The sequence below is a fragment of the Clostridium pacaense genome, assembly GCF_020709765.2.
Classification (GTDB): Bacteria; Bacillota; Clostridia; order Lachnospirales; family Lachnospiraceae; genus Enterocloster; species Enterocloster hominis.
Map to the genome: position 1 here is coordinate 61,142 of NZ_JAJFEB020000004.1, position 26,560 is coordinate 87,701.

Sequence of the window (26,560 nt, forward strand, 5' to 3'; positions counted from 1 at the left end):
CCTGGCATGAACATGGGTACATGCCAATCAATTTCTTTACAACCAGGGTTGGATGACCGGTACCTGCCCGCATGTGCTTCTGTGGCGCGGAAGATACCGGTCTTATACTTACAGCCCCGAAAACGTTACCTTTTCATCCCTCCCCCCAAGGCGCTTTTACGTATTCCCCAATACATACAAGGCGCTTTTTTATGCGGCATGTTTCCATGCCCTGCGGCGGCGGGCCAGATACAGCCCTTTCCCATCCACAAGCCGGCGGCTTTAAAACCAGGAGAACGCAGGAACTTTTGTTTTGCAGCCGTGGCTTGTGCCGGTTATTTCCATTCTGGTGACGGCCGGACCGATGCAGCTGTCCTGCATGGACAGCGGATGCCCCATATTGGTATATGTAATCATTGGTATATGCAATCAAGGGCGCACGATCATGACCGTGCCTTCCAGGTCACCCACAGGCAGCATCAGCAGGGCGCCGTACTTTGTTTCCAGATCCTCCACGGCCTTTGCAACGCCGCGGTATTTCATGTCATCACATCCTGTCAGCAGGATCACGCCTCCCCTCCCCATGCGGGGAAAGAAGAATTCCAGCCCGGACAGGGTTGGGTTATAGAGGCAGGCATCCATATAGACAAGGGCAAATGTCTCTTCCTCCATATCAAACGCAGTTTCCGGGAACCATCCTTTTTTGACGGTTACATTGTCCGGGAAGGGCATGCGTTCCAGAAGCTTCTTTTCATCCGCACCCCCAAAACGGCCGGGTTCTGCTTCGGAACATCCCAGTTCCAGCTCCTTTGCCACGTCCCTGGGATCAAAGCCCTCAAAGGTATCGAACAGGTAAAGCCTGCGTTCCGGCATCAGGGCATTGAGCTGCCAGGAGGTATCCCCCCTGTAACATCCCAGCTCCGCCACATTTCCCTCCACTCCCAGGCCGTCAAGACGGCGGCACAGGCGGCGCAGGACGCTGCAGCGGATGGAGAACTGCTCATGGATATCCCTTATGAATACAATGTCGTTGAGGAATCCGGCCCGGATTGCCATGTATTCCAGTGCATGGCTTCTCTCCGCGTCCGTGGTGGCTATGACAAGGATGTCCGGCTGAAGCCCCACGGCCAGGTCAACGGGCATCACAGGCATGCCCTCGATTTCTTCCTTCAGTTCCCCTTTTTCCAAATCAGAGAACACGTTCCAGGCCTCAGCCCTTAAATCCCCCATACCCACCAGCTTCATTTCCATCGGATTCAGCATTTCCGCAACAGCCATCCCCAGACTGTCGGCGCTAAGAATTACAACTGTTTTCATATAGCCCGCACCCCTTTGTCATCTATTTAACAATAGTGTAGACGGGACAGTGGAAAAGAACAAGTAGTACAGGTTACACCTGATGCCAGATTACATTTGTTGCCAGGATTCCATCTGTGGCCTGGCATACTTAATAATTCCGGTGCCGGATGGTATGATGGAACCAGCACGGTATATGCAATCCGGCGCCACAGGAAGGTCCGGCATGACGGTAACAGGGGAAAATGCCGGAGGGTACGTCCGGAAATAAAAGATACAGGAGGTAACAATGGACAAAGTTTCAATTCAGATTAATGGGGTAATGCGGACATTCATCATCGGTGACGCAGAGGGCTGTGTAAAGCCGTCCGAGACGCTGGTCCATACCCTCAGGGACAGGCTGGACCTGACGGGGACCAAGATAGGATGCGACCACGGGGCCTGCGGCAATTGTACGGTTATCTTAAATGGCGACCCGGTTGCGTCCTGCATGATCCTGACCGCTGACTGTGACGGGGCTGCGGTGACCACCATCGAGGGGCTGGAAGACCAGGCAACAGGGGAATTGAGCATCCTGCAGAAGGCCTTTGTGGACAATTCGGCATTTCAGTGCGGGTTCTGCACGCCGGGAATCGTCATGTCGGCCAAGGCCCTGCTTGACAAAAAGCCGGACCCAACCAGGGAGGACATAAAGGAAGCCCTGTCAGGCAATTACTGCAGGTGCATCAGCCATTATCAGGTCATGATTGCCATTGAGGATGCCATTGGACGGATGAAGGACATCAGGGCAAAGGGGGAGGTATAGTATGGGCGGCAGCAATTACAGATACATAGGAAAACATGTAACACGGGCGGACGGCAGGGATCTGATATCCGGCCGCCGCCAGTTCATAGACGATGTGCGGATTCCGGGAATGCTCATTGCCAGGGTATTGAGAAGTCCTTATCCCCACGCAGATATTGCGGATATCAACGTGGAGAAAGCAAAAGCCCTGCCCGGAGTCAAGGCAGTACTGACCTATAAGGACGCCCCTGACTGGAAATGCGGGCTGCCGCAGCACAGACGGGTCCTGGACCGGCGTGTCCGCTTTACCGGGGACAGTGTGGCACTGGTGGCGGCTGAGACACTGGAGGCAGCGGACGAGGCATGCAGGCTGATTGAAGTGGAGTATGTGGAACTGCCCTTTGTGCTGGACTGCGAGGAGGCCATCAAGCCTGGTGCGCCTCAGCTTTATGATGAATTTCCGGGCAATGTGCTGCCCAAGGTAACGCCTTTTTCCGAGGAGCCTTTTAATCAGATCCATGTGGGGGACGTGGAAAAAGGGTTTGAGGAAGCAGCATACGTGGCGGAAGGATACTACTGCTACGACAAGCTGCCCCATCCGCTGCCGCCGGAATCACCGGGCGTGATTGCCCAGTGGACCAGCCCCAGCGCAGTGACCCTTTATTACAACGGCGGCGCGCCCCATCTCCAGAAGTTCAACACAGAGGCATCCATACCCGGCGTGGCGGTGCGCGTGATTGCATGCCACTCCGGCGGTTCCTACGGAAGCAAGCAGCTGATTCCCCATCTGGCCCTCCAGGCCATCGCCCTGGCCCGCGAGACGGGCCGGGCCGTGAAGCTGATGATGGACCGCACGGACCACATGCTGTCCTATGAACTGCGTCAGGGCAGCCGTATCCGCGGCAAGGTGGGAATCACGCAGGACGGCATCATCAATTCCATCCAGGGCATGTGGTACATTGATTCCGGCATGTCCTCCACTTACGCCCAGGCCATGACGGCCGTGGGGCTGGGGGAGGCCCAGGCATTCTGCGGCAAATGTAAGAACTGGGACCTGGATACCATGCTGATTGCCACCAACCACAGCTCCCAGGCGCCCATACGGGGATTTGGCGGGCAGGAGTTGAAAGGCGCGCTGATTCCCCTTGTTTGCACGGCAATCCGGGCAGCCGGGATGGATCCCTATGAGGTATTTAAGAAGAATTTCGTAAAAGCCGGGGACTCCTATATCTGGCGTGACTATAAGTGGTGGGAAGTGCGCTCCGTGGACTTTACGGCTGCATTTGAGGAATCCGCGGCCAGCTTTGGCTGGAAGGACAAATGGAAGGGCTGGGAGGTCCCAACCTGGGTCAGTGAGGACGGAAAGCGGGCCATCGGCGTGGGCGTGGGTGTACACGGCAATGCGGACATCGGCGAAGACCCCACGGAAGGGTTTGTAAAGCTCCATCCCTTTGGGAGCGTGACCGTGGAAATGTGTATCGGTGAAACAGGAGGCGCCCAGCGCCATGCCATCCAGAAAATGGTGGCGGAGGTCATGAAGGTTCCCTTTGACGGCGTCCAGCTGGTGAACTCCGATACCCATGGGACGGGATACGATGCAGGCATGATCGGTTCCAGGGGAACCATCACCATGGGCACCTGTGCGGTCCGGGCTGCCAATGATGCCAAAAAGAAGCTACTTACGCTGGCATCTGAGAAGCTGCACATGGATGCGGAAGAACTGGATACGGAGGACTTCCTGGTATTCCCGAAGAAGAATCCGCAGATGCGCCTTCCCTGGATTGCCATTACCGGCACACCTGAGATGACCATCACCGGAATGGGGCTTTACCAGCAGAACTTTGACAAGCCCAACTTCGCCCTGTATTTTGCAGAGGTGGAGGTGAACCTTGAGACAGGGGAGGTCAGGCTGCTCCGCGCCCTGGAGGGAACGGATGTGGGCCAGATCATTGACCCGGTCAATGTGCGGATGCAGGCAGAAGGCTCCTTTGGCGCTGCAGGGGCTGACACGGCCCTGTTTGAAGAGATGGTCATGGATAAAAAGCTGGGACGGTTTGTCAGCGGTAATATGATTGATTATAAATGGCGCACCTTCAATGAGTTCCCGCCCTTTGACACCGTGATACTGGAGAGCCAGTTTGATACGGAATCCTTCCATGCACTGGGATTCGGTGAAATCAGCGGTTCGCCCGCACCTTCAGCCATCCTGATGGCTGTGTCCAATGCCATCGGTGCGGAAGTGAAGGAGTATCCCACCACGCCGGCCGTTGTGTTAAAAGCCATGGGAAAGATTGAATAGAGGGGGAATGGACCATGAAACAGTTTAATCATGTAAATGCTGCCAGCTTCGAGGAAGCGGGCAGGATGTTAAAAGATTCAAAGGGCGCGGCCCAGGCCATGGCCGGAGGCTCGGACCTGCTGGGCGTCTATAAAGACGGTATCTTAAAGACATATCCTGAAACCGTAATCAACCTGAAGAAGATTCCGGGGTTTGACGTCCTTGAAGCGCAGGAGGACTGCCTTAAGATCGGGGCTGGCTGCAGGCTGAACCGGATTGCTGAGGAACAGGCTGTAAAAGAGGCATGTCCGGCCCTTGCGGAGGCGGCGTATTCCGTTGCATCCCCCCTGATCCGCTCCATTGGGACCATTGGCGGCAACATCTGCCAGGATGTGCGGTGCTGGTATTACCGTTATCCGGATTCCGTGGGGAAGGCTCTGGACTGTAAGCGCAAGGGAGGAAAGACCTGTTATGCCATTAACGGTGAGAACCGTTACCATTCCGTGTTCGGCGGCATGGACTGCCACGGTTCGCCGTGTGCAAGGTCATGCCCGGCAGGGACGGATGTGCCGGGGTACATGGAAAGGCTCAGGGAAGGGGACTGGGACGGGGCGGCCAGGATCATCCTGCGCTATAATCCCATGCCAATGATGACCTCACGCATCTGCCCCCACCTGTGCCAGGATGACTGCAACCAGTGTACCTACGGGGACAGCGTCAATGTCCATGGGGTGGAGCGGTCCCTGGGCGATTATATCCTGGAGCACGCAGAGGAATACTATACCGCGCCGGAAAAGGAGAGCGGCAGGAAGGCGGCCATCATCGGCGCGGGTCCCGGCGGACTGGCTGCGGCCTATTATCTGAGGAAAGCCGGACACAGGGTGGTTGTATACGACCGCATGGAAAAGGCAGGAGGGGTGCTGCGCTACGGAATCCCCCATTACCGCCTGCCAAAGGATATTGTGGACGCCTATGTGGATGCCCTTGCGCATATGGGCGTGGAGTTCCGGCTGGGTGTCTGCGTGGGGAAGGATATCACGGTGGAAGAGATACAGCAGGAATCCGACAGCCTTTATATGGGGACCGGCGCGTGGAAACAGCCGGTGCTGGGACTTGAGGGGGAGAACCTGACCCAGTTCGGCCTTAACTTCCTGGTGGAGGTCAATACATATCTGGAGAAATCCATGGGCAGCCAGGTGCTGGTGTGCGGCGGAGGCAATGTGGCCATGGACGTGGCCCTGACTGCCTCACGTCTGGGGGCAGAAGAGGTGAAACTGGTATGCCTGGAACAGGAACATGAAATGCCAGCTGCTTCAGAAGAGATTGCCAGGGCAAAAGAAGAGGGCGTAAAGCTTTATAACGGCTGGGGACTGGGCCGCATCGTGACGGACGGCAGCGGGAAGGTGACTGGCCTGGAAGCTAAGAAATGCCTGTCCGTGTTTAACGGTGAACACCGTTTCTCACCCGTATATGACGAGGAAGACCGGATGGTCATGGATGCGGACACCATCATCCTGGCAACAGGACAGAGGGTGGATTTAAGTTTCCTGGGAGAGCGGTTCGGGGAACAGCTCCAATCCGCCAGAGGACTGATTGATGCGGATACGGAGTCCTTTAAGACAAAGAAGGAAGGAATCTATGCCGGAGGGGACGCTGTCACGGGGCCGGATATTGCCATCCGGGCCATTCAGGCGGGCCGTGTTGCCGCCGCAGGGATGAACCGGGATTTGGGCGGTTCTGAGGAGGACGGCCCGGCGTGCGGCGGGGTACCGTGCGGCAGTGAGGAAGGCAGCCGTTCACGGTGCAGTGGTGCAGGAACCGGCAGTAATTCATTCCTCCACTTTGATCCCAAATCCGTGGGGACAGGGATATCCAACAAGCTGCAGGAGCTTCCCCTGGAGGAGCGGAGCCTGGTAAAAGAGGATGCTGCCTCCTTTGACCGCGGGACTGCCATGGCAGAGGCTGGGCGCTGCATGAACTGCGGCTGTTACGCTGTTTCCCCGTCCGATATAAGCCCTGTGCTGGTGATGGCAGAGGCTGAGATCGTTACCACGGAGCGCACCCTGTCTGCGGAGGAACTGCTGACCAGGGAACTGACGGTCCAGGACATCCTGAACCCAGGTGAGCTGATAAAGGAAATCCGTGTGCCACGGTTAAAGGGCCGGATGCATTATGACAAGAAGCGTGTAAGGGATGCCATTGATTTTGCCATTGTCTCCCTGGCCTCCTGCCTGGATGTAACGGATGATGTCATCCAGGGCGTCAGGCTGGTATACGGCGGCGTGGCTCCCGTGCCATACCGTATGACCCATGTGGAGGAATTCCTCAAAGGAAGGACCATAACGGAAGAGGTGGCGGAAGCTGCGGCAGAACTGGCTGTCAGGGATGCGCGGCCCATGGGAAAGAATGAATATAAGCTGTTCATGATGAAGGACCTGATGAGAAATGCAATCCTGAAGGCCAGGAGCGGGGATTAGGCGCGTATCTGTAAAATAGGATTTAAAAGAGGGATTTTTCCGCTGTTTTGGAAAATCCCTCTTTGTAGCCTGCTGCGGCAGGAGGATGGAAGTTGGAAAGTGAGGTATGCATATGGAAGGATTATTTACCGGAACCACGCAATCCGGATTAGTGATTGAAAATGGGGTTGTAAAGAGCGGAAGAAACTGTGAAGGCAGGATTGAGGTGCCGGAGGGAACGGTTGGAATCGGCGCCCAGGCCTTTTACCAGAATAAAAAACTGACCGGGCTGAAACTGCCCCAGGGGCTGAAGCGCATTGGGAAATACGCGGTTAACGGATGTGTGGACCTGGAGTATATTGAAGTGCCTGAAAGTGTGGAAGAACTGGAGGAGGGCGCGCTGGTTAAGAAGCTGGAGAGCAATTTCGGATTCACCCATGTGGTGGAGACGAAGGAGTATTACCCCCAGATCCGATGCGTGGAGGGTTCATTTACAGATAAGGCCATCCTGGAGATGAAAAAAAAGGATGGGTGGGACAAGTCCCACTCCAATGAGCATATTGTGGACCTGGTGTATATCAGGTGATAAAAGGATAGAACCGGCCGTCGTCCATGGCCCCGGCTTTTCTTATGCGCAGGCTGGTATCCAGCGTGATATCGTTCCCGCTGCAGGCTGCCTTTATCCAGACTGGATAAAACCCCTCTTTCCACGTGAACAGGTGCAGGACCTGGTTAAAGGTACAGGTCCTCTGCCTGGGGAGAAAGAGGAGGCGCATCATATCATCGGAAGAAGAGTAGGTCTTACCCGGCTCCATGACAGGACGTACGGTATAAATGCGGTGCTGGTAATCCTTTATGCCCAGCAGCTCACAGGTATTGATGAAATGCTGTCTGAAATCCTGGTTATTCATGTGGTACGCCCCCTTTTTCCCTATACCGCAGGCTTCATGATTACAGCGCTGCCATGCAGGTCGCACAACGGGACCAGGGAAAGCCGCTGATCATCCTTTTCATAATCAGCCACCGCCTGTGCCGCGCCCTGGAACCGTTCATTGTTATAATCATGCATCAGTATCATGCCTCCGGGGGAAAGTCTGGGATAAAAGTATTGGAGGCCCGCCAGAAGCGGCGCGTAAAGGTCTGCGTCCAGGCTTACCAGGGCATAGGTTTCATGATCCAGCCCGGACGCGGTCTCCGGGAAATACCCCTTACGTATCACCGCGCGTCCGGGAAACGGCAGCCGGTTTAAGACCGCTGCTTCACTTGTATCGGAAAAATCCCCTTTCTTTGCAAAGGAACATCCATATTCCTCTTCTTTTTGTATATCCCTTGGATCGAACCCCTCAAAGGTGTCAAACAGGTACAGCCTCCTGTCAGGAAACAGGGCATTGAGTTTCCAGGCCGTATCACCCTTATAGACGCCAAGTTCGGCAATCTGCCCGGGAATGTCCTGCTGATGTAACCGTCTGGCCATCTGCTTTAAGGTAGCGCTGCGTATATCAAAGCAGCGGTAAAGCTCCTCGAGAAGGAGGAACTCCCCGCGGAAACCAAGGGACAGGGCCTGCTCCTTCAGCTGCCTGGTCCTGTATCCATCGGTGATGCCTGTAAGGATACAGTCTGGGGACATGGCTACCGCCTGGTCCACCGGGAGGATGGGGACGCGGGGCGGGAATCCCATCCTGATCCTGTCCTCCTCCCCCATATGGTGAAGGGCAGGATTGTTGTCCCCGAATGCAATCAAATCCATCTGTTCTGTATTCAGCAGCCTGGACACGGCACGCCCGAACTGTCCTGCGCCTAATATAATCACTGTTTTCAAATTAAGACCCCTCCCAATATACCTACTTATATCATAATAACCGGATTCAGGGAAGTTGGCAATACTACAATCTTATCACTTTCAACAAGTGTAAAAATCTGCTATAATGTAGCATATACTACTGGTCGTTAAAAACATAACAGTGTTATAATCTTGTTAAGAGTTAAGGGGAACGTTGGGGGCGTTTCAGGACATGTCCGGGCGGGGATGGATTCCCGGGCATGTGCTGGTAAGGCTGGTAAAAGTTCATATTGAGGGAGGGGGATTTTTGTGAATCAGGAATCGGGCGCTGCCGTACAGATGCCGCATGCGAATTTTGTCTCGCGTCTGCTGTATCTTCCAAGGGGAATTTCCAGGCTTGAGAAGCTGGGACAGAGAAAGGTATTTCCAAAGAACCATATGCTGGTCCAGGCCGGAACAAAGCCGGGCTACTGCTACATTGTCAAGAGGGGCAGGGTGGCTGCCTTTGAGACCACCATAACAGGGGAGGAGCGGATTTACAATTTTAATGAAAGCAACTCCATCCTTCTGGAGGGGAACCTTCTCTTTGACCAGGAATCCCCGGTTAATTTTAAGACGGTCCTTCCGTCTGAGCTGATACTGATTACAAAGGACATGCTTTTGGAGGGGATTGCCAGGGACCCCCAGTTATCCATGGATATCATGGAATCCCTTTCCACCAAGTTCCTTTCCTCCATGGAGCAGATACGGCATACGAATTTCCATAATGCGGCCTGGAAGATATGCGACCTTCTTCTTATATTCGCAGAGCACTACGGAGTACCCTATGACGGCAAGATTCTGATTAAGGAGAAAATCAGCCAGCAGCTTCTATCCAACCTGTTAGGAATCAACCGGGTTACGGCCGTCAGGGCAATCAAGGAGCTGAAGGAGATGGCCCTGATTGAACAGATTAACGGATATTACTGTATCAGGAGCCTGGAGCAGCTGAAGCGGCATCAGGAGAGGATTTGCCAGTAAGGCGGGCAGGTCAGGTGAATTGCCTAAAAAAGCAGGCAGGAGGCTTCCGGAATCCCAAGAGCCTCAAGCTTTTCAAGCATTGACCTGAATTCAAACATGATAAGTTCCTCCAGCTTATCCGCAAACCCGGTAAAGTCGTTCTTTTTCACGCATCCTATAAAAAAGTCCAGATAGGACAGATAGAATGACTTCAGGTCATCCGCATCCGTGCGCATACCGCGCAGCGGATGCCCCCACATCAGCTGCTGGAACAGTTCTGCGTATGCTGTCCTGACTGCGTGGAAGGGGGCGTGATGGATGAAGAACTTGAGGATGGAAAATGCAGTCAGTTCATATCTGTCCGTTTGTTTCAATAAATCCAGATGCTGCCAAAACTGGCATATTGCCTCGCTGTCAAGGGAAGCAGCGGTCAGTTCAGCCACATCCTTACAGGAGAGGGCAATGGCCTGGAGACCCTGCGCACAATCCAGCAGGCGCCTGCGGGCAACGGGCTGGGTTAAATCGCAATTATCAGCAATTTCCTCCTGCGAGAGGATCCTGGTTCCCAGCCCATTGATGGACTTTGTTACGCCGATGCTGTTGAGCAGGTTCAGGGTACGGCGTACCGTGCTGACGGAAACATGTTTTTCCTTTGAAAGCTTATCCAGCGAGGGAAGGAAGGAGCCGGCCGGATAGAGGCCGCGGTTGACGGAAATCAGGATTTCCATGCCAAGGGAGTAACGGAGCTGGGAAGCCTTCTCATAGCTGTACCAATGGAATTCAATCTGCTTGCCGGCAGGGGACATCATGATACGCTTGTCACAAAAACCAATCAGGGCCGTGGAAAGCTGTTCCTGAAAATCCTCCACCGCAATCCTCAGCCTTTCCCACTCCTTGTTGCGGCAGAGCCTAATCATGTTAAAGAGTGGATTGGCTTCTTCCTCGAAGTGTTTTATGTTCTGGTCTATACTGAGGAAGGGCGCCTGGAAGAACATGAATATCCTCCATACAAGGCGCATCAGCAGATCATTATCCAGGGAACCATAAATGTGTTGCAGGATCCGGATCATGGCATGGGAAGGAAGAAGGCGGCTGTCAGAGGAAAGCGCCTGGATTTTATCCAATGTTTCCGGTGAGGCGTTTTGAAAGCCAATGCACTGTGCATGGCTGAACAGGGGCCGCATGGAGCGGCTTACGTCAATCAGCCCATCTTTCCTGAGGGCATAAAATGCCTGTATGTGCTGTTCTATCTCCTCAGATGTGTATAATACCCTGACAGAAGCCCCCACGCTTCTGGACAGACTGATATAGCCCTCCTGTTTCAGGCTCAGATAGGCGGCACGGACCGTGTCAATGGACACAAGGAACAGCTGGCTGGCTTCTTCCAGCGTGGGCAGGCGTGCCCCGTAACGGTACGCGCCAAACCGGATCTGCATCAGCAGTACGTTGTAGATGACCTGCTGCAGTTCATTCTCATTTATCAATGTCACATCCCCCTATCGTATGAAATCTGCTGTAAATTAGGCCCTGATTTTCTCGGATTATATAAGATTTTACCATACTATTGGAGAAAAGGTAAGGCGGAAATCAGGGCGTAAGAATTTCCGGAACCTGATATTCCTTTCATATTCTTTTAATAAACGGATTCCACAAACAGAAAAGTCGTGTATAATAAGAATAGGGACGATGGTGTGACCTGCAACCATATGAATTTCAAAAGCTGCACAGAGCAATTAAATCCTCTGGCGGCTTTTTATTATGCAATGGACCATCCTTCCCTGGCAGGATGGCACATATTGAATGTCTTATATAGGGTGGCCTATATAGGAGGGCACGGGGTGAATAACGGTATGAGAATGGAGACAACAGCTGTGAAGAATAATCAATTAATCAAAACAAACCTGCTGATCAGTATCGTCCTGATTGTAGGATTTTCCATGACCGCGTTTTTCAGTTACAGGGCCAATTACCAGGCCACTCTTAATAATATTGAACAGGTTGCATCGCTTACAGGGGAGGGGATCCATTACCAGCTTACGACCCTTCTGACAAAGCCGGTCAACATTTCGCTGACAATGGCCCATGACAGCCTCCTGGTGGAGCAGCTGTCCTGTGAGACAGAAAACCTTGAGAATGGGGAATATGTCCAAAGGCTTCAGACCTACCTTAAAACCTACCGGGATAAATACGGGTTTGATTCTGTTTTCCTGGTATCGTCAGCTACCAGGCGGTATTATAATTTCAACGGTATAGACAGGGTGCTGGCTGAGGATGATCCGGAGAATGGCTGGTATTTTGACCTGATGGACAGCGGCCTTGGATATTCCATGAATGTGGATAACGATGAGGTGGATGGTTCGGATGATGCCATCACGGTATTCGTGAACTGTAAGGTGGCGGACAGCTCCGGGAATATACTGGGAATTGTAGGGGTGGGAATCCGCATCAGCTACCTGAAAGAATTCCTTGAGGGCTATGAGGACAAATACAACATGAACATATGCCTGGTCAATGAGGACGGTATAATTGAGGTATCCACCACATATACGGGTTACAGTAAGACAGACTGGTTTGAGGTTCACGGGCAGGAGGGGATACGGGATGAAATCATGGGATTTAAAGAGGATACGGAGAATCTTGGATTCTGGACCGACAACTCCCTGGACCAGGGGAAGAGTTTCGTGGTCACAAGATACATACCGGATCTGTCCTGGCACCTTGTCATAGACCAGGACAGCGAGGATACGGTCCATGTGATACGGGACCGCCTGTACCAGACCATCCTTGGCATTGCTGTCATCATTTCCATTGTGCTGTTCATCATCACCACGGTCATACGCAATTTTAACAAGCAGATCACAAAGCTTATGGAGGAGCGGGAAAATGCATTCCAGCAGGCAACGGAACAGCTCTACGACAATATCTACGAACTGAACATTACCAGGAACTGTACAGGAAACCAGCGCACGGCCCAGTACTTTGAAAGCCTGGGAGCCCAGGGGCTGCCCTATGACCAGGCACTGCGGGTCATAGCGCAGAAGCAGATTAAGAAGGAATTCAGGCAGGGTTACATCTCTACCTTCACTCCTGAGAATGTAATCCGGGAATATGAAAATGGAAACAGCCACCTGAAATACGATTTCATGATAACCCAGGATGGCAGCGGTTATTTCTGGATGCGCATTGACGCGTATATTTTCTTTTCCCATGAGGATAACTGCCTGCACATGTTTACCTACCGTAAGAATATTGATGAGGAAAAGAAAAAGGAGCTTCTGGCTTATATTGATGAGATGACACGGTTCCTGACCAAGGCCGCAACCAAGCGCAAGGTGACTGCACTGCTGACAGAGGAGCCTGAAAAGGCATACGCATTCTTCATCTTTGATATTGATAATTTCAAACAGGCCAATGACTGCTTTGGCCATGCATTTGGGGATTACTGCATACGGGAATTCACCAGGATCATACGGGAACATTTCCGGGAGGGTGATGTGCTGGGACGGATTGGCGGTGATGAGTTTGTGGCATTCATTCCCATTCCGGGCGCGGACTGGGTCAGGAAGAAGGCGGCGGAACTCTCACATGCCCTGGACACGGAATGCACCAGGGATGGAAAGACATGGAAAATGTCCGCAAGCATCGGGATATCGGTGGCTTCGGAAGAAGACCGGGACTTTGACACACTGTATGAAAAGGCAGACCAGGCGCTTTACCGCACCAAACAGAAAGGGAAGAATGGTTATACGGTTGATTCGTAATCTGTCTGGGCCGGTGAACTGATTTTAAACTCCGGGTTGACAATACATCAGGTACCTGCTATATTTATATCAGGTACCTGATGTAATTTACGTGTACGGATACCGGGGTATCCGTAAAATCGTCCATATGGCTGGCCCATGCCGGCCCGGAGAGGAGTGGTATATATGGAACAAACACTGACACAGCCCATGTCCAGGGAAAACCTGGGCGCCAGGGTGGGGATATTGTCCGCGGCCGGCAACCTCCTGCTTTTTGCCTGTAAGTATACGGCCGGAATCACGTGCGGGAATGTGGCTGTCCTGGCGGAAGGGTATGATAACCTGATGGATGCATTAAACTCCCTGCTGGTATTGCTGGGATTCAGGATGTCCGGGCGCAAGGGGGACAGCCTTCATCCTTATGGCCATGGCAGGGTGGAATATGTCCTTGGCCTCATTATTTCCATGACCATTATCCTGGCAGGAGTTTCCATGTTCCGGGAATCCATACACTGGATCCGGCACCCGCGGGACCGCTCATTGCCCCTTCTGGTCTATGGGGTATCCCTCCTGTCCATCCTGGTCAAGTGCGGTATGTCGGCGTATACCAGACATGTGAACCGTGAGCTGGATTCCATGGCCCTGGCTGCCTGTGAGCAGAATGAGGCCGCGGACATCAAGATGACCATGCTGACCATTGGCTCTGCGGCCCTTTATTCACTGACCGGACTTTCAGCGGACTGGATTGTGGGAATCATGATCAGTGTGCTGGTCATGAAGGATGGATTCCAGTCATTCATCAGTCACTTCACACTGCTTCTGGGCGAGGGGATATCCGGACAGCAGCAGTCCCAGATTCAGGCGGTTTTTGACGCAAGGAAGGAACTTGTGACATTAAAGCAGATTGATTTCCACGATTACGGTCCGGAGCGCAGGATTGTGTCGCTGCAGATCACGGTAAATCCATCCTGTTCCCAGGAGGAGGTCAATGGATGTATGGACGGCATTGAAGGAGAACTGAGGGCGCTTGGGCTGAGTCCCGTTTTTTCGTTGAGTATGGAACAGATTCTGGGGTAGCTGGAATATAAGAAGGGTGAGCCATGAACATCACGGTTTCAAAAGAAAATTATCTAAAGGCCATATTGTATTTGAAAAATAAGAATGGGCATGTGCGGGCCATTGATGTGGCATCGGCACTGGACGTCAAAAAACCAAGCGTTTCCATTGCGTTCCGTAAACTGGCATCGGAGAACCTGATTAAGGTACATGAAAACCATGAGGTTGACCTGACGGAAGATGGTTATGCAATTGCGTCTAAAATCAACGATTCCTATGAAACATTTAAACGGTTCCTGTGCAGCATCGGGGTCCCGGAAGAGGTCGCGGAGCATGACGCATGCAGGATAGAGCATTATTTAAGCCCTGAATCCATAATAGGTATCAGGGGAATCATGGAACAGGCGGCAGAATGAAAGGAGTTGGATGTGGGTTATATGAATGAGGGAAATATGAATGAGGGAAATATGGATGAAGGAAATATGAATGAAGGCAATATGAATGAAGGCAATATGAATGAGGGAAATATGAATGAGGGAAATATGAGCGAGGGCAATATGAATGAGGGAAATATGAGCGAGGGCAATATAAGTAAGGGAAATGAAGATGAGAGCAGGAAGCAGGACATGGAGTATGGCATAGAACCAAAAAAGGAACATGGCATGGAAGTCAAAAAGGAACATGACATAGAACCAAAAAAGGAACATGGCATGGAAGTCAAAAAGGAACATGGCACGGAACTCAAAAAGGAACATGGCATGGAACCCAAAATGGGCCAGGATGCAGGCTATGACGGGGAGCGGGGGTCATACTGTGACGCAGACTGTGATAGGGACCAGGGTATAGGCCAGGAGCAGAAGGACAATGGAAAAAACCTGTCCGAACACTTCTTTCATATCGGAATGCTCTTACACCGCTACCAGACAGAGGCTTACAAGGAAAATGGCCCCATGGGAAGCCCATTTAAAGGCCAGGGCCGGATCCTGGCAATCTTAAAGCTGAAGCCGGAGATAAGCCACAGGGAACTGTCCTATCTTCTTGGAATCAGTACCCAGTCCATGAGCGAACTATTAAGAAAGCTGGAGAACAAGGGCTATGTGAAGCGCGTGCCAAGTGAACATGACAGACGGAGTATGGATATCATACTGACGGAAGAGGGCCGCAGGGCGGTAGAACAGGCGGATGGGTTTGACGGCAGGGACACGGACCGCCTGTTTGACTGCTTTGATGATCAGGAGCAGAAGCAGTTTAAAGGTTTTTTGGAACGCCTGGAAGACGAAATCATAAGGCATTTGGATCCGGAGCATCCTTCTGACTATACATTTGGCAGGATGAAGGAAATGCATGATTATATATTAAGCCGCGGCCACAGCCGCAGGGAGCATTTCCATGGGGATGGCCCCTTTGGCAATGGTTTTGGACGCGGCCGGTATGAGGACGAAAGGGATCCTGGAAGGCGTTTTGACAGGCGGAGACGGTAATGATGGGAATATTGGCTGGTTTATTATCCGCTGAATTTTCATCGCCTGGCTTATTAGCAGATAGTTCCTTAACCGCCGGTTTTTCAGCACCCGGCCTTTTCAAGGGATTGGATGTTTCCCTGGATATCTGCCGGTTCCCCTGCGCTGTCCTCCAGCCGGTCCAGTTCCCTGAGAATCCGGGACATGAACAGGACAGCCGCCCCAAAGGAAACCACGTCTGCGATTGGCCCGGAATACAGGGTCATGGTTACGCCGGACAACCTGGGCAGGATTAATGTTAAGGGGACGCTTAAGATAAAGTCCCTGAACAGGGACAGCATCATGGACAGCGTGGGCCTTCCGATGGACTGCAGGAAGATGCTGCAGGATTTCTGGATGCAGCAGAGCACGATCCCTCCCAGGAAAATGCGGAAGGCCAGCACTGCAAACTCATTGTACAGCCCGTCCTCACTGCCGAATAGGTTGATGATCTGTAGTGGGAAGGCCTCAAAGCATATCATGGATATGAGTCCCACGCAGAACTCGGCCATCATCATGGTCCTGAAGATGGATTTTACCCTGTGCCAGTGCCCGGCGCCGTAATTATATCCCACGATGGGCTGGGAGCCGGCCGCAATCCCGACCACAATGGATATCACGATCTGAAATACCTTCATGACAATCCCCACCACGGTCAGCGGGATGTCAGCCCCATATTTGGACTGTGCGCCGTAGATGACCAGTACATTGTTCATTACGGCCATGATGACCACAATGGATATCTGCGTCAGGAAGCTGCTGATCCCAAGGGGCAGGATATGCTTCAGTATGGCGGTATCCGGTATGAAGCTGCTCTTTTTCAGGCGGAAGGATTTTGCCCTGGCCAGGTAGTATACTGCCAGAAGGGCAGACACAATCTGTCCTGTGATGGTAGCCAGCGCCGCTCCCTTCATGCCCCAGCCCAGCACGAATATGGCTATGGGGTCAAGGATTACGTTGATGAAACATCCGATCAGGGTGGAACCCATGGCAAACTGAGGGCTGCCGTCGGCACGGATGATGGAATTCATGGAGTTGGTAAACATGAAAAATGGAATACCGATGATCAGGCAGGAGAAATACTCCCTGGCATACCCCATATTATTGGCGGTTGCGCCGAAGCCCACCAGGATGCGGTCGCGGAACACTGCAAATACCAGGGTCAGCAGGATGGCGGACGCGGTGATGATACCGACGGCATTTCCCACGCTCTTGTGCGCCTGCTCCCCGTCCATCCGTCCCTGGCAGATGCTTAAGAAGGCGGCGCATCCGTCACCCACCAGAAGGGACAGGGCAAGGGCGATGATTGTCACGGGAAATACCACATTGGTGGCTCCATTTCCCAGAAATCCAACGCCGCGGCCAATGAAAATCTGGTCCACGATGTTGTAAAGGGCAGATACCAGCAGGGACATGATGCAGGGGATGGAAAACCTGAGCATCAGCCTTCCTATGGGTTCTTCTGCCATGTAATGGTTTGAATCCTGATTCATAAAAACCTCCGTTTGATTTTCTTTGATTTTCTTTTTTTGCAGACATAAAAAGGCTGCAGCCTCCGTGAATGACCTTCACGACAGAAGCTACAGCCATATTGCAGTATCTAATATATCAAAATTTCCCGGTCTGTGTAATTGTGAAAAATTTACAAAATTTTCCTTGGTATATATAGTGCAGATTTACCATACGGACGCTGCAGGATCTGCTGGATGGACGCTTTTTAGGGTGGGGTCTGGTGGGTGTGGTGAAATCCATTCCTGCCTTTTACGGATTATACAAAATCATATGCAGGATTGCGGTTTTATGCCCTGTGTTCCTGTAAGAGTGGACACAGTCAGCCTTAAACCGTATGCTTTCGCCCTTCCCCACCGTGAACCGGTGTCCATCGGCGCTGATTTCAATACGGCCTGCAGATATTGTGATGAATTCAGTGGTGCCTTTCAGGTGCGGCTCTGATTCCCAGAAACTTCCCTCATCCAATTCCAGATAATAGACTGCAAACCTGCGGTTCTCATCATCCGGGAAGATGGAATAGTTTTTAACCTTCCCGCCATCTTCAAGCAGCGGCTGTAATTCTGCCGTATCCACAATCTCATAAGGACTTTTCGGGCGGACGGTTAAAGCGTCGAAAGGCACCTTCATGCCATTTGAGAGTTTCCAAAGGGTTGAAATGGTTGGATTTCCCTCCCCCCGTTCAATCTGTGCAAGCATACTTTTGCTGACACCGCTTAACTTTGACAGTTCGTCCATACTCAGCTTATTTTCTTCACGCAGTCTCCGTATATTTTTAGCGACAATCAAATTCATGGAATCCATCAAACGTTCCTCCTTCTTATTGACAATATAACGAACAAGATGTATTATTATATCGTACAAGTACAATATAATAGTCATTTTGTACTATTATATAATTTATGACAGGACTTGTAAAGAGGAGGGCACAAATGTTTCATTTATCCGATTTCCTGATTTACTGTTTTATTACAGCGTACACCCCAGGCGCCAACAATTTATTATCCATGAGCAATGCGGCACGGCTTGGCTTTCGCCGCAGCTTCCGATTCAATCTTGGTATACTGGCCGGCTTTTCCGTTGTCATGACGGTCTGTACGGTTTGCAGCACAACGCTGTACACCCTTCTGCCCAGATTAAAGTTAACCATGCAGTTTTTCGGGGCGGCGTATATGCTTTACCTTGCATGGAAGGTCTTAAAAAGCCCGGTCAATCCAAGTACGGACAGCAGTAAGGAGGCCAGCTTCCTATCCGGTATGATACTGCAGTTTGCCAATCCGAAGATTTATATTTATGCGGTTACGGCCATGACGCTTTATATCCTTCCAGTGTATCATTCCACCGGGGCAATCATTGGATTCACCATCCTGCTGGCGCTTATCGGCGCGTCCGGCTCCTTTGTGTGGGCGCTGTGCGGTTCGGCGTTTTGTAAATATCTTGCCAGGCATGCAAAGGGGGTCAACCTTATGATGGCGGTCCTTCTGGTTTACTGCGCGGCCGCGCTGTTTGTGCAATAAGGAGGTTATGGGCGTAACCTGTTGACCACGGACGCGGTATCTGTATATAATCCCATCAGGACATGAAGGCGGATTCAGGCGCTTTCAGGAAATTTAATTAAGAAGAGGAGATATGTATATGGGCGATTGGTGGAAGAAGTCCGTTGTGTACCAGATTTATCCCAGAAGTTTCAAGGATTCCAACGGGGATGGCTTCGGGGATCTCCAGGGAATCATCCAAAAGCTGGACTATCTGAAGGAACTGGGAATTGATGTCATATGGCTCAGCCCTGTCTATGATTCACCCCAGCAGGATAATGGCTATGATATCCGGGATTACCGGAAGATGTATGGGAAATTCGGCACCATGGAGGATATGGATGAACTGATTCAAAAGGCCCATGACCGGGGGCTTAAGATTGTCATGGACCTGGTTGCCAACCATACCTCGGATGAACATAGGTGGTTTGTGGAAAGCAGGAAATCAGGGGATAATCCTTACAGCGGTTATTATATCTGGAAGGATCCAAAGGACGGGGGAGGGGAGCCGAATAACTGGGGTTCCAGCTTCTGCGGCAGTGCCTGGACCTATGACGGGACACGGGGGCAGTATTACCTGCATTTTTATGATAAGAAGCAGCCTGACCTTAACTGGGAGAATGAGACCGTGCGCAGGGAGGTCTATGACCTTATGAAATTCTGGATGGATAAGGGCGTGGACGGCTGGCGCATGGATGTGATTGCCTCCATTTCCAAGTATACGGATTTCCCGGATTACCCGGAAGAGCCAGGCAGGCGTTATTATACCGGGTTCATGCATTCCAATGGACCGAGGCTTCATGAGTACCTTCAGGAAATGAACAGGGAAGCGCTGGCAGGTTATGACTGCATGACCGTGGGGGAGGCGCCTGGCTCCACTTCGGAGAATGCCCGTCTGTTCGTGGACCCGGGACGGAAGGAACTGAATATGATTTTTACATTTGAACATATGAACATTGACCGGATCCCGGGCCATGTGAACCGCAAGTGGGCATTGAAACCATTTGATGTCCGGGATTTAAAACGGGTCATGTCGGACTGGCAGGAAAAGCTGGAGGGACATGGATGGAATGCCCTCTATCTGGAAAACCACGACCAGCCCAGGGTGATTTCCCGCTGGGGCAATGATACCTGCTACAGAAAGGAATGCGCCAAGGCCTATGCCACAATCCTTCACGGGATGAAGGGCACCCCCTATGTGTACCAGGGGGAGGAAATCGGAATGGTCAATGCTTCATACCAGCTGGAGGAGTATGAGGACGTGGAAGTGAAAAATGCCCTCCTGGAGCTGGTGGAACGTGAAAAGACCATCAGCAGGGAGGAATTTCAGAAGGCAGTATGGAATAAGAGCAGGGACAATGCCAGGACCCCGATGCAGTGGACAGATGGGGAGAATGCAGGATTCACCTCCGGCACCCCGTGGTTCAAGGTGAATCCGCGTTATAAGGAAATCAATGTGGAGGAAGCCCTTAAAGACCAGGATTCCGTGTTCTATTATTATCAGAAGCTGATCCGGCTCCGCCACCAGGAGGAAATCCTTACAGAAGGAAGCTACCGCCTGTTACTTCCGGAGGATGAATCCCTGTTTGCGTATGAACGGGAATACAGGGGGAGGAGATGGCTGGTGGCAGCGAACCTGACGGACCGGCCGGTTCCGGCCGGGCGGCTGGACGGTATCCTGTATCCCGGCTGCAGGGCGGTCATCCAAAACAGGCCGCAAATCTTGGAGGATGGCATGATGCAGCCATATGAAGCCTTTATAGTGGAGTCGTAAATTGGGAACGGATTGTTCCCGGCCAGCAGCTTTGGACTGCTGGCTTTTTTTGTGTCCAATTCCATCTGTCCCGCAGCAGGATTTTAAACAGACATTTTGGACACAAGTATTGGACACTTTAATTAGACACGTTACGGGGTGGTATGGTAAAATTTTTATATGACTATGAAATCAAGGCAATTCCAGCGTATTTTAAGTGTCTAAAAAAAGTTGGCACCGTATTTGCTTAATATATAAGTGAAATGAAAATCAAACAGAAAAGGGAAGGAGTTCCAATATGAAGAAGATTTTGATAGCCACCCACGGGACCTTTGCTTCCGGGGCGGAGAGCACGGTCCGCTTCCTTATGGGGAATGTAGGAAATATTACCTGCATCAACGCCTATGTGGACCAGGATGAGAATCTGGTGGAGACACTGGAACAGTATTTCGCCCAGATCCGGCCGGAGGATCAGGTGATTGTGCTCACGGATATCAAGGGCGGAAGCGTGAACCAGAAAATCGTGCCATATGCAGTCAGGGAAAATGTATTTTTAGTCGCAGGTTTTAACCTGCCGCTGCTGGTGGCCCTGGCCATTGCGCCGGAAGGAATCACGAAGGACGGGATTAAACAGTATATCGAGGATTCCAGGAATCAGATGGAGCTTGTGGAACTGGTCAACCAGGAAGGACAGGATGAGGATTTCTTTGGGTAAACAGTGGCGTTTACCGCAGGGCGGCGTCTAAGACAGGGACGCCAGAAGCCCATAATGAGAGAGGAGAGAGATTATGGTTAAGGCTTTAAGGGTAGATGAGAGATTGATCCATGGACAGGTGGCCATGGCGTGGACAAGGGATTTGGGGATACAGGGCATCATGGTTGCTGATGACGAGGCAGCCGCCAATGAGATGCAGAAGATGACGCTTAAAATGGCTGTGCCGGACGGCATCAAATGCATCATCAAGACAATGCCGGAAATCATTGCCTTGCTTAACAATCCAAGGTCTGAGGGGATGAGGATACTGGTATTGGTAAAGACGGTGAGGAATGCCCTGGAAATTTATAAGGCCGTACCTGGTATCGAATATGTGAACATCGGCAATGCAGGACGGTTCACCAGCGGCGACGGTACGGAGCGCACCATCATTTCCCGGTCGGTAAGCCTGACGGCCGACGAGATGGAAGCCTTAAGGGAACTGGTGGAGCTGGCTCCGGATACAGCCCTTCAGATGGTTCCTTCCGATGAAAAGAAGCTTGTTTCAGAAGTATTGTAAATCATAGAAAGAAAGGGGATTCATTCATGTTAGCACATTCATCCATACTTGTTACTGCATTTGTGATTGCAGTCATGGTACTTATCGCATCCGGTGTCAGGGACCTGCTGGGATTCACCATGCTGGACCGTCCCGTATTCATCTGCCCTATCATAGGGTGGCTGTTCGGGGATATACAGCAGGGACTTCTCATCGGCGCATCCCTGGAAGCCGTGTTCATGGGAATCGTAAATATAGGAGGCGCATCCGCAGCAGAGTGCGGAATCGCAAGCGTGGTGGGCTGCGCATTTGCCATCATGAGCGGAGGAGGCCCTGAGGTTGCCCTCCCGCTGGCCCTTCCCATCGGAATGCTGGGACAGCAGGCGAAAAATATTATCTGGATCGGCATCATTGGCTGGTTTGCGCCTGTATTTGATAAGCTGGCTGAGAATGGGGAGGACAAAAAACTTACAAGACTCCACTATGGCTTGTGGTGTTTGAACTGGGGGCTGTACTGCCTGATCCCATTCTTTGCAATCCTTTTCGGCTCCAAGGCAGTGGAAGCTGCGGTCAAGGCAATCCCGGCTGTCATCATGAACGGCCTTACGGTGTGCGGGAACCTGCTTCCTGCCGTAGGTATGGCCATGCTTCTAAAGCTTCTGTGGAACCATAAAATCTGCGTTTACTTCTTCCTGGGATTCGTGCTGGTGGCCTATCTGAAGCTGCCCCTGATTGCCCTTGCAGCCCTGGGGGTCATAGCAGCCCTGCTGGTGGCGCAGAGGGATCTGGAACTTAACCAGCTTATAAGGGTAAAAGCCGCTGCACCTGCCACTGTCCCTGCAGAGGGGATGTTAGATGAAGAAGAGGAGGATTTTTTCAATGTCTAAGATAACCGATGTTTCCAGAGAAGAAAAGAAGATGCTCAGGTCCGTATTCCTTCGTTCCTTTACCTTATATACATCCGTGACCCCGGCGAAACAGGGGGCCTCCGGGTTCTGCTATTCCATGATTCCATTCATCAACCGGTTTTATAAGGATGATCCGGAAGGGAAGAAGGAGGCCATGGCAAGGCATATTTCCTATTTCAATACCACGGTTCCCATGTCCACCTTCATCATGGGACTCTGCGGCGCAATGGAGAAGGAGAACAGCGAGAATAAGGATTTTGACGCGGGTTCCATCAACCCGATTAAGACCAGCCTCATGGGACCGCTGGCAGGTATCGGTGATTCCATATTCTGGGGTGTGTGGAGGGTCATCTGCGCGGGCATAGCCATCAGCATGGCCCAGGCAGGCAATGTGCTGGCCCCCCTCGTGTTCCTGCTGTTATTCAACATCCCAAGCAACGTGGTGCGCTACTATGGCACGTTTTTGGGATACAGCCTGGGTTCTGAATATATTGAGAAGCTGTACAGCGGCGGCCTGATTACCGTCCTCACCAAGGCGGCCAGTATCATGGGACTCATGATGGTAGGCGGTATGGCCAGCAGCATGGTGGTATTTAACAGTAAGCTTTCATTGTCCATGGAAGGAACGGAAATATTCTCCCTCCAGAACATGCTGGACCAGCTGTTCGTGGGCCTGGTCCCGTTATGCCTTACCCTTTTATGCTTCTATCTTCTGACAAAAAAGAAGATGAGCATCAATGTGCTGATTGTGGGGGTGATTGTCCTGGGCATCGTGCTCTCCGCATTGGGAATCGCGTAGTTTTGAAACCGCGTAGTTTAGGAACCGCATGGTTTTGTAATTGCATGATAACAAATCCCCATGGTATGATGATGGTAAGGTAAAAGAACGGATCTGTCCCGTTGAGGGAAGAGGAGAAATGGAAATCAGGTATGAGGGAGGATCTTATCCATGCAGGCAAAAGAACGGGTCTATGAAGCGCTAAAGGAATCATGCAGCGGCAACCGGAAGATAACGGCGGCAGATCTGGCAGACAAACTGAACCTGAGCCGCCAGGTGGTGAGCCATTATCTTACAAGGCTCATGGAGGACGGGCTTGCGGTAAAAACCAGTACACGGCCGGTGTACTGGTTCCCCGTGACCTCGGAGGATCTGGAATTTTTCGGGGAGGACGTGTGGGGGAATGCAGGGACGAAGCCAGACCAGGCCGCTGCCCCGGGCGGGTACTCAGATGCCGCCGCGCGGCCTGCCATGCACGGTAATCCGGATGCCGCCGCGCCGCCTGCCATGCATGACAATTCAGATGCCGCCAGGCCCTGCTCCGTGTTCTCATCCATGGTTGGATATGCGGGAAGCCAGAAGCAGACCGTGGAAATGTGTATGGCGGCCGTCAATTATCCGCCGGATGGTCTGCCCATGCTCCTTACCGGTGAGAGCGGGGTGGGAAAAAGTTTCATTGCCCGCCTGATCCATGCATATGCCCTGAGCCAGGGGGTCATTGAAGCCAACGCCCCCTTCGTGGTCTTAAACTGTGCGGACTATGCCAATAACCCGGAACTTCTCTCAGCCACATTGCTGGGATATAAGAAGGGGAGTTTTACCGGGGCAGACAAGGACCGGGACGGACTTTTAAAAGAGGCGGACGGAGGCTATCTGTTCCTGGATGAGGTCCACAGGCTGTCCTTTGAGAACCAGGAAAAACTGTTCCTGTTCATGGATTCAGGACAGTACCGCCCTTTGGGCGACAATATGTGGAAATCCTCCAGGGTGCGTTTCATTTTCGCCACCACGGAAAACCCGGATGAAGTCCTGCTGGAAACCTTCCGCAGGCGTATCACCCTTCAGGTTCCCATCCCCAGCATGATGGACCGCCCCTTAAAGGAACGGCTTCAGATGCTGTATCTCTTTTATCAGAAGGAAGCCAGGAAGGTGGGGCGCCGGATTGAGGTGGAGGGAGAAGTGGCGCAGGCCCTGATGCTCACGCGGCTGCAGGGGAACATCGGAAAGCTGGAGAACCTGATACAGGTCAGCTGTGCCAATGCATTTTACAGGCAGGGGGGAAGCGATATACTGCATATTACCATGAGGGAACTGCCTGAGGCAGACTGCCGCAGCCAGCTGTCACAATATTACGGCCTGCCTTCCATCCTGGTGGACGGGGAGGGGCTGCCCTTTGACCAGGCAGAGCTGCCTGAGGAGGGGACGGTGAGGGAGATAAAGGCGCTGTGGGAAGATATTTCCGGAATCCCCTTTGAACGGATGGAACCTTCGGTGGACAGCGTATACCTTAATTTCAAACGCATGGTGAAGAAACTGAAGGCCCGGGAACACGCCGGTTACAGGGGGGAGCCGGATTGGAACCTGTTTGTTCCAATCTGCCGTGAAATCCTCTGTTCCTACGGCGTGGGGGAGGTAAAGATTGTCCTGGAAGAGTTGGGGTTCCTGCACGGCTTATTCAGATCCAGTAGTCCGGGGGAAGACTTATTCAGGAAACTGGATGCCTATTTTGAGCAGGCCATGCCCAAGGCATACTATGTGGCGGGACAGATCTGTAGCAGGCTTTATGAGATGGACCAGGAAACGGGAGGCGCCCTTGATTTCCTGTTTGCCCTGTCCCTCCACGAATATATGGTGGAAACCATGGAATTCCATGGACTGATTGTTGCCCATGGGGATTCCACGGCCAGCAGTATCCAGAAGGTTGCCAACCGGACCTGCCGCACCTTTGTGTTTGAGGCCATCGACATGCCCATGGAGACGGCGGTGGAGGATACCATAGCAAAGGTCAGGCAGTACCTGGAACGGGTCAATGCGAGGAAGGGGATGATCCTTCTGGTGGACACCGGTTCCCTCAGCCAGCTGTATTCCTCCATCAAGAACGATTTGGCGGGAGATCTGCTGATCATCAACAATGTGACCACGGCCATTGCCCTGGATGTGGGTATCAAGATGCTGGGGCGGTGCTCCTTCCTGGATATCGTGAAGGCTGCCAGGGAGACATATGCCTTTGAAATCCAGTATTTTGAGGGGATATCCAGGGGCAGGAACATCATCGTGTCCTGCATGTCCGGCGTAGGCATAGCGGAAAAGCTTCAGGAGGCCATGTGCAAGGTCATCGACCAGTCCCTGATTGACATCGTGACAATGGATTACCAGGAGCTGCGCAGGCTGCTGGATGAGAACCCCAGGGAGTATTTTAAGCAGACCCTGCTCATACTCACCACTTCGGCATTGCCGGAACATGTTGGGGTGCCCTGGCTGAATATCTACGACATCCTGGATGGCAAGGGGGAGGACCAGCTTTGGGGGTCCTTTAAGGGACTGATTACCAGGGAGGAATTCGAGGAGCTGAAACGGGAGTACATCCGGTTCTTTTCCATAGAAGGAATTGTCAGCCGCCTCCGGTTCTTAAACCCCACGGTGGTCATCAACGAGGTGGAACTGGTCCTTATGAAGTACGAGCAGTATTATCACCTGGAAATGACCGGGCATGTCAGGCTGAACCTGTATATGCACATTGCGTTCATGATTGAGCGGCTTATGACCACGGACCCGGTGCAGGAACAGACGCGCGGACTGTCCCCCCAGGAAAATCGGTTTTATGGGATATCCAGGGAGGTTTTCAAGGAAATGGAGCAGAAGTACAGGATCAGGATGAATTCCTATGAACTTTCCCTGCTCTATGAACTGTTCAGGAGAATCATCATTGAAGAAAAGGATTAGACATATAATCCTTG

Annotated in this window: 22 protein-coding genes; 16 read left to right on the forward strand and 6 right to left on the reverse strand. The window is 52.1% G+C overall.

Annotated features, from left to right (window positions below; genetic code table 11):
• Positions 1-408: 408 nt before the first annotated feature.
• Positions 409-1,296: a TylF/MycF/NovP-related O-methyltransferase gene (locus tag LK536_RS38420; protein WP_227795554.1), complete on the reverse strand. Its 888-nt coding sequence runs from the start codon at positions 1,294-1,296 to the stop codon at positions 409-411.
• Positions 1,297-1,564: 268 nt separating this feature from the next.
• Here LK536_RS38420 and LK536_RS38425 point away from each other — a divergent pair, with 268 nt between their 5' ends.
• From LK536_RS38425 to LK536_RS38440, 4 genes are all read left to right on the forward strand, one after another.
• The gene (locus LK536_RS38425) at positions 1,565-2,080 is read left to right on the forward strand and encodes a (2Fe-2S)-binding protein (RefSeq protein WP_008717830.1); all 516 of its coding nucleotides are present in this window, start codon (positions 1,565-1,567) and stop codon (positions 2,078-2,080) included.
• Between the two features lies 1 nt (position 2,081).
• Positions 2,082-4,358 (forward strand): xanthine dehydrogenase family protein molybdopterin-binding subunit, encoded by a 2,277-nt coding sequence (locus tag LK536_RS38430; RefSeq protein WP_008717828.1) that lies wholly within the window; start codon positions 2,082-2,084, stop codon positions 4,356-4,358.
• Between the two features lie 14 nt (positions 4,359-4,372).
• On the forward strand, positions 4,373-6,814 hold the full coding sequence (locus LK536_RS38435) for an FAD-dependent oxidoreductase (RefSeq protein WP_227795553.1): 2,442 nt from the start codon (positions 4,373-4,375) through the stop codon (positions 6,812-6,814).
• A gap of 112 nt (positions 6,815-6,926) precedes the next feature.
• The gene (locus tag LK536_RS38440) at positions 6,927-7,379 is read left to right on the forward strand and encodes a leucine-rich repeat protein (RefSeq protein WP_162158548.1); all 453 of its coding nucleotides are present in this window, start codon (positions 6,927-6,929) and stop codon (positions 7,377-7,379) included.
• Here LK536_RS38440 and LK536_RS38445 read toward each other — a convergent pair.
• Together LK536_RS38445 and LK536_RS38450 are read right to left on the reverse strand one after the other, a co-directional pair.
• On the reverse strand, positions 7,372-7,704 hold the full coding sequence (locus LK536_RS38445) for a hypothetical protein (RefSeq protein ID WP_120056257.1): 333 nt from the start codon (positions 7,702-7,704) through the stop codon (positions 7,372-7,374). The genes LK536_RS38440 and LK536_RS38445 overlap by 8 nt on opposite strands.
• 20 nt (positions 7,705-7,724) lie before the next feature.
• On the reverse strand, positions 7,725-8,603 hold the full coding sequence (locus LK536_RS38450) for a TylF/MycF/NovP-related O-methyltransferase (RefSeq protein ID WP_227795581.1): 879 nt from the start codon (positions 8,601-8,603) through the stop codon (positions 7,725-7,727).
• A gap of 279 nt (positions 8,604-8,882) precedes the next feature.
• On the opposite strand from LK536_RS38450, the gene LK536_RS38455 reads away from it, so the two are divergent.
• Positions 8,883-9,593 (forward strand): Crp/Fnr family transcriptional regulator, encoded by a 711-nt coding sequence (locus LK536_RS38455; protein WP_227795552.1) that lies wholly within the window; start codon positions 8,883-8,885, stop codon positions 9,591-9,593.
• Between the two features lie 23 nt (positions 9,594-9,616).
• Here the strand turns inward: LK536_RS38455 and LK536_RS38460 are convergent, their stop codons facing one another.
• Positions 9,617-11,062, reverse strand: a complete 1,446-nt coding sequence (locus tag LK536_RS38460; protein WP_227795551.1) for a GntR family transcriptional regulator — start codon at positions 11,060-11,062, stop codon at positions 9,617-9,619.
• Positions 11,063-11,410: 348 nt separating this feature from the next.
• Between LK536_RS38460 and LK536_RS38465 the strand changes: the two genes are divergently transcribed.
• The 4 genes from LK536_RS38465 to LK536_RS38480 all read left to right on the forward strand — a co-directional run bounded on the left by LK536_RS38465 (position 11,411) and on the right by LK536_RS38480 (position 15,849).
• On the forward strand, positions 11,411-13,333 hold the full coding sequence (locus tag LK536_RS38465) for a sensor domain-containing diguanylate cyclase (RefSeq protein ID WP_329602209.1): 1,923 nt from the start codon (positions 11,411-11,413) through the stop codon (positions 13,331-13,333).
• Positions 13,334-13,498: 165 nt separating this feature from the next.
• A complete protein-coding gene (locus LK536_RS38470) occupies positions 13,499-14,389 on the forward strand; it encodes a cation diffusion facilitator family transporter (protein ID WP_025486561.1) in 891 nt (296 codons plus the stop codon).
• A 23-nt stretch (positions 14,390-14,412) separates the two neighbouring features.
• On the forward strand, positions 14,413-14,784 hold the full coding sequence (locus tag LK536_RS38475) for a metal-dependent transcriptional regulator (RefSeq protein WP_025486562.1): 372 nt from the start codon (positions 14,413-14,415) through the stop codon (positions 14,782-14,784).
• A 36-nt stretch (positions 14,785-14,820) separates the two neighbouring features.
• Positions 14,821-15,849, forward strand: a complete 1,029-nt coding sequence (locus LK536_RS38480; RefSeq protein ID WP_506092108.1) for a MarR family transcriptional regulator — start codon at positions 14,821-14,823, stop codon at positions 15,847-15,849.
• Positions 15,850-15,932: 83 nt separating this feature from the next.
• Here LK536_RS38480 and LK536_RS38485 read toward each other — a convergent pair whose 3' ends face one another.
• Positions 15,933-17,360, reverse strand: coding sequence for an MATE family efflux transporter (locus tag LK536_RS38485; RefSeq protein ID WP_227795549.1), 1,428 nt, complete (start codon positions 17,358-17,360; stop codon positions 15,933-15,935).
• Positions 17,361-17,628: 268 nt separating this feature from the next.
• The gene (locus LK536_RS38490; RefSeq protein WP_227795548.1) at positions 17,629-18,180 is read right to left on the reverse strand and encodes a helix-turn-helix domain-containing protein; all 552 of its coding nucleotides are present in this window, start codon (positions 18,178-18,180) and stop codon (positions 17,629-17,631) included.
• Between the two features lie 128 nt (positions 18,181-18,308).
• On the opposite strand from LK536_RS38490, the gene LK536_RS38495 reads away from it, so the two are divergent.
• The 7 genes from LK536_RS38495 to LK536_RS38525 all read left to right on the forward strand — a co-directional run bounded on the left by LK536_RS38495 (position 18,309) and on the right by LK536_RS38525 (position 26,546).
• Positions 18,309-18,893 (forward strand): LysE family transporter, encoded by a 585-nt coding sequence (locus LK536_RS38495; protein WP_120056268.1) that lies wholly within the window; start codon positions 18,309-18,311, stop codon positions 18,891-18,893.
• A gap of 118 nt (positions 18,894-19,011) precedes the next feature.
• Positions 19,012-20,685, forward strand: coding sequence for a glycoside hydrolase family 13 protein (locus LK536_RS38500; RefSeq protein WP_227795547.1), 1,674 nt, complete (start codon positions 19,012-19,014; stop codon positions 20,683-20,685).
• Between the two features lie 277 nt (positions 20,686-20,962).
• Positions 20,963-21,379, forward strand: a complete 417-nt coding sequence (locus LK536_RS38505) for a PTS sugar transporter subunit IIA (RefSeq protein WP_227795546.1) — start codon at positions 20,963-20,965, stop codon at positions 21,377-21,379.
• 73 nt (positions 21,380-21,452) lie between these two features.
• Positions 21,453-21,938, forward strand: a complete 486-nt coding sequence (locus tag LK536_RS38510) for a PTS sugar transporter subunit IIB (protein ID WP_008717791.1) — start codon at positions 21,453-21,455, stop codon at positions 21,936-21,938.
• 26 nt (positions 21,939-21,964) lie between these two features.
• Positions 21,965-22,804: a PTS mannose/fructose/sorbose/N-acetylgalactosamine transporter subunit IIC gene (locus tag LK536_RS38515; protein ID WP_008717789.1), complete on the forward strand. Its 840-nt coding sequence runs from the start codon at positions 21,965-21,967 to the stop codon at positions 22,802-22,804.
• A complete protein-coding gene (locus LK536_RS38520) occupies positions 22,797-23,624 on the forward strand; it encodes a PTS system mannose/fructose/sorbose family transporter subunit IID (RefSeq protein WP_008717787.1) in 828 nt (275 codons plus the stop codon). Before LK536_RS38515 ends, LK536_RS38520 begins: the two co-directional genes overlap by 8 nt.
• 150 nt (positions 23,625-23,774) lie before the next feature.
• Entirely contained in the window at positions 23,775-26,546 is a 2,772-nt protein-coding gene (locus tag LK536_RS38525) for a sigma 54-interacting transcriptional regulator (protein WP_227795545.1), read from the forward strand.
• Positions 26,547-26,560 lie beyond the last annotated feature (14 nt).

Excerpts from the sequence above, each read along its gene's own strand:
- LK536_RS38420 (WP_227795554.1), bottom strand. The coding sequence starts at position 1,296 with ATGAAAACAGTTGTAATTCTTAGCGCCGACAGTCTGGGGATGGCTGTT.
- LK536_RS38425 (WP_008717830.1), top strand. The coding sequence starts at position 1,565 with ATGGACAAAGTTTCAATTCAGATTAATGGGGTAATGCGGACATTCATC.
- LK536_RS38430 (WP_008717828.1), top strand. The coding sequence starts at position 2,082 with ATGGGCGGCAGCAATTACAGATACATAGGAAAACATGTAACACGGGCG.
- LK536_RS38435 (WP_227795553.1), top strand. The coding sequence starts at position 4,373 with ATGAAACAGTTTAATCATGTAAATGCTGCCAGCTTCGAGGAAGCGGGC.
- LK536_RS38440 (WP_162158548.1), top strand. The coding sequence starts at position 6,927 with ATGGAAGGATTATTTACCGGAACCACGCAATCCGGATTAGTGATTGAA.
- LK536_RS38445 (WP_120056257.1), bottom strand. The coding sequence starts at position 7,704 with ATGAATAACCAGGATTTCAGACAGCATTTCATCAATACCTGTGAGCTG.
- LK536_RS38470 (WP_025486561.1), top strand. The coding sequence starts at position 13,499 with ATGGAACAAACACTGACACAGCCCATGTCCAGGGAAAACCTGGGCGCC.
- LK536_RS38475 (WP_025486562.1), top strand. The coding sequence starts at position 14,413 with ATGAACATCACGGTTTCAAAAGAAAATTATCTAAAGGCCATATTGTAT.
- LK536_RS38480 (WP_506092108.1), top strand. The coding sequence starts at position 14,821 with ATGAATGAGGGAAATATGGATGAAGGAAATATGAATGAAGGCAATATG.
- LK536_RS38485 (WP_227795549.1), bottom strand. The coding sequence starts at position 17,360 with ATGAATCAGGATTCAAACCATTACATGGCAGAAGAACCCATAGGAAGG.
- LK536_RS38490 (WP_227795548.1), bottom strand. The coding sequence starts at position 18,180 with ATGGATTCCATGAATTTGATTGTCGCTAAAAATATACGGAGACTGCGT.
- LK536_RS38495 (WP_120056268.1), top strand. The coding sequence starts at position 18,309 with ATGTTTCATTTATCCGATTTCCTGATTTACTGTTTTATTACAGCGTAC.
- LK536_RS38500 (WP_227795547.1), top strand. The coding sequence starts at position 19,012 with ATGGGCGATTGGTGGAAGAAGTCCGTTGTGTACCAGATTTATCCCAGA.
- LK536_RS38505 (WP_227795546.1), top strand. The coding sequence starts at position 20,963 with ATGAAGAAGATTTTGATAGCCACCCACGGGACCTTTGCTTCCGGGGCG.
- LK536_RS38510 (WP_008717791.1), top strand. The coding sequence starts at position 21,453 with ATGGTTAAGGCTTTAAGGGTAGATGAGAGATTGATCCATGGACAGGTG.
- LK536_RS38515 (WP_008717789.1), top strand. The coding sequence starts at position 21,965 with ATGTTAGCACATTCATCCATACTTGTTACTGCATTTGTGATTGCAGTC.
- LK536_RS38520 (WP_008717787.1), top strand. The coding sequence starts at position 22,797 with ATGTCTAAGATAACCGATGTTTCCAGAGAAGAAAAGAAGATGCTCAGG.
- LK536_RS38525 (WP_227795545.1), top strand. The coding sequence starts at position 23,775 with ATGCAGGCAAAAGAACGGGTCTATGAAGCGCTAAAGGAATCATGCAGC.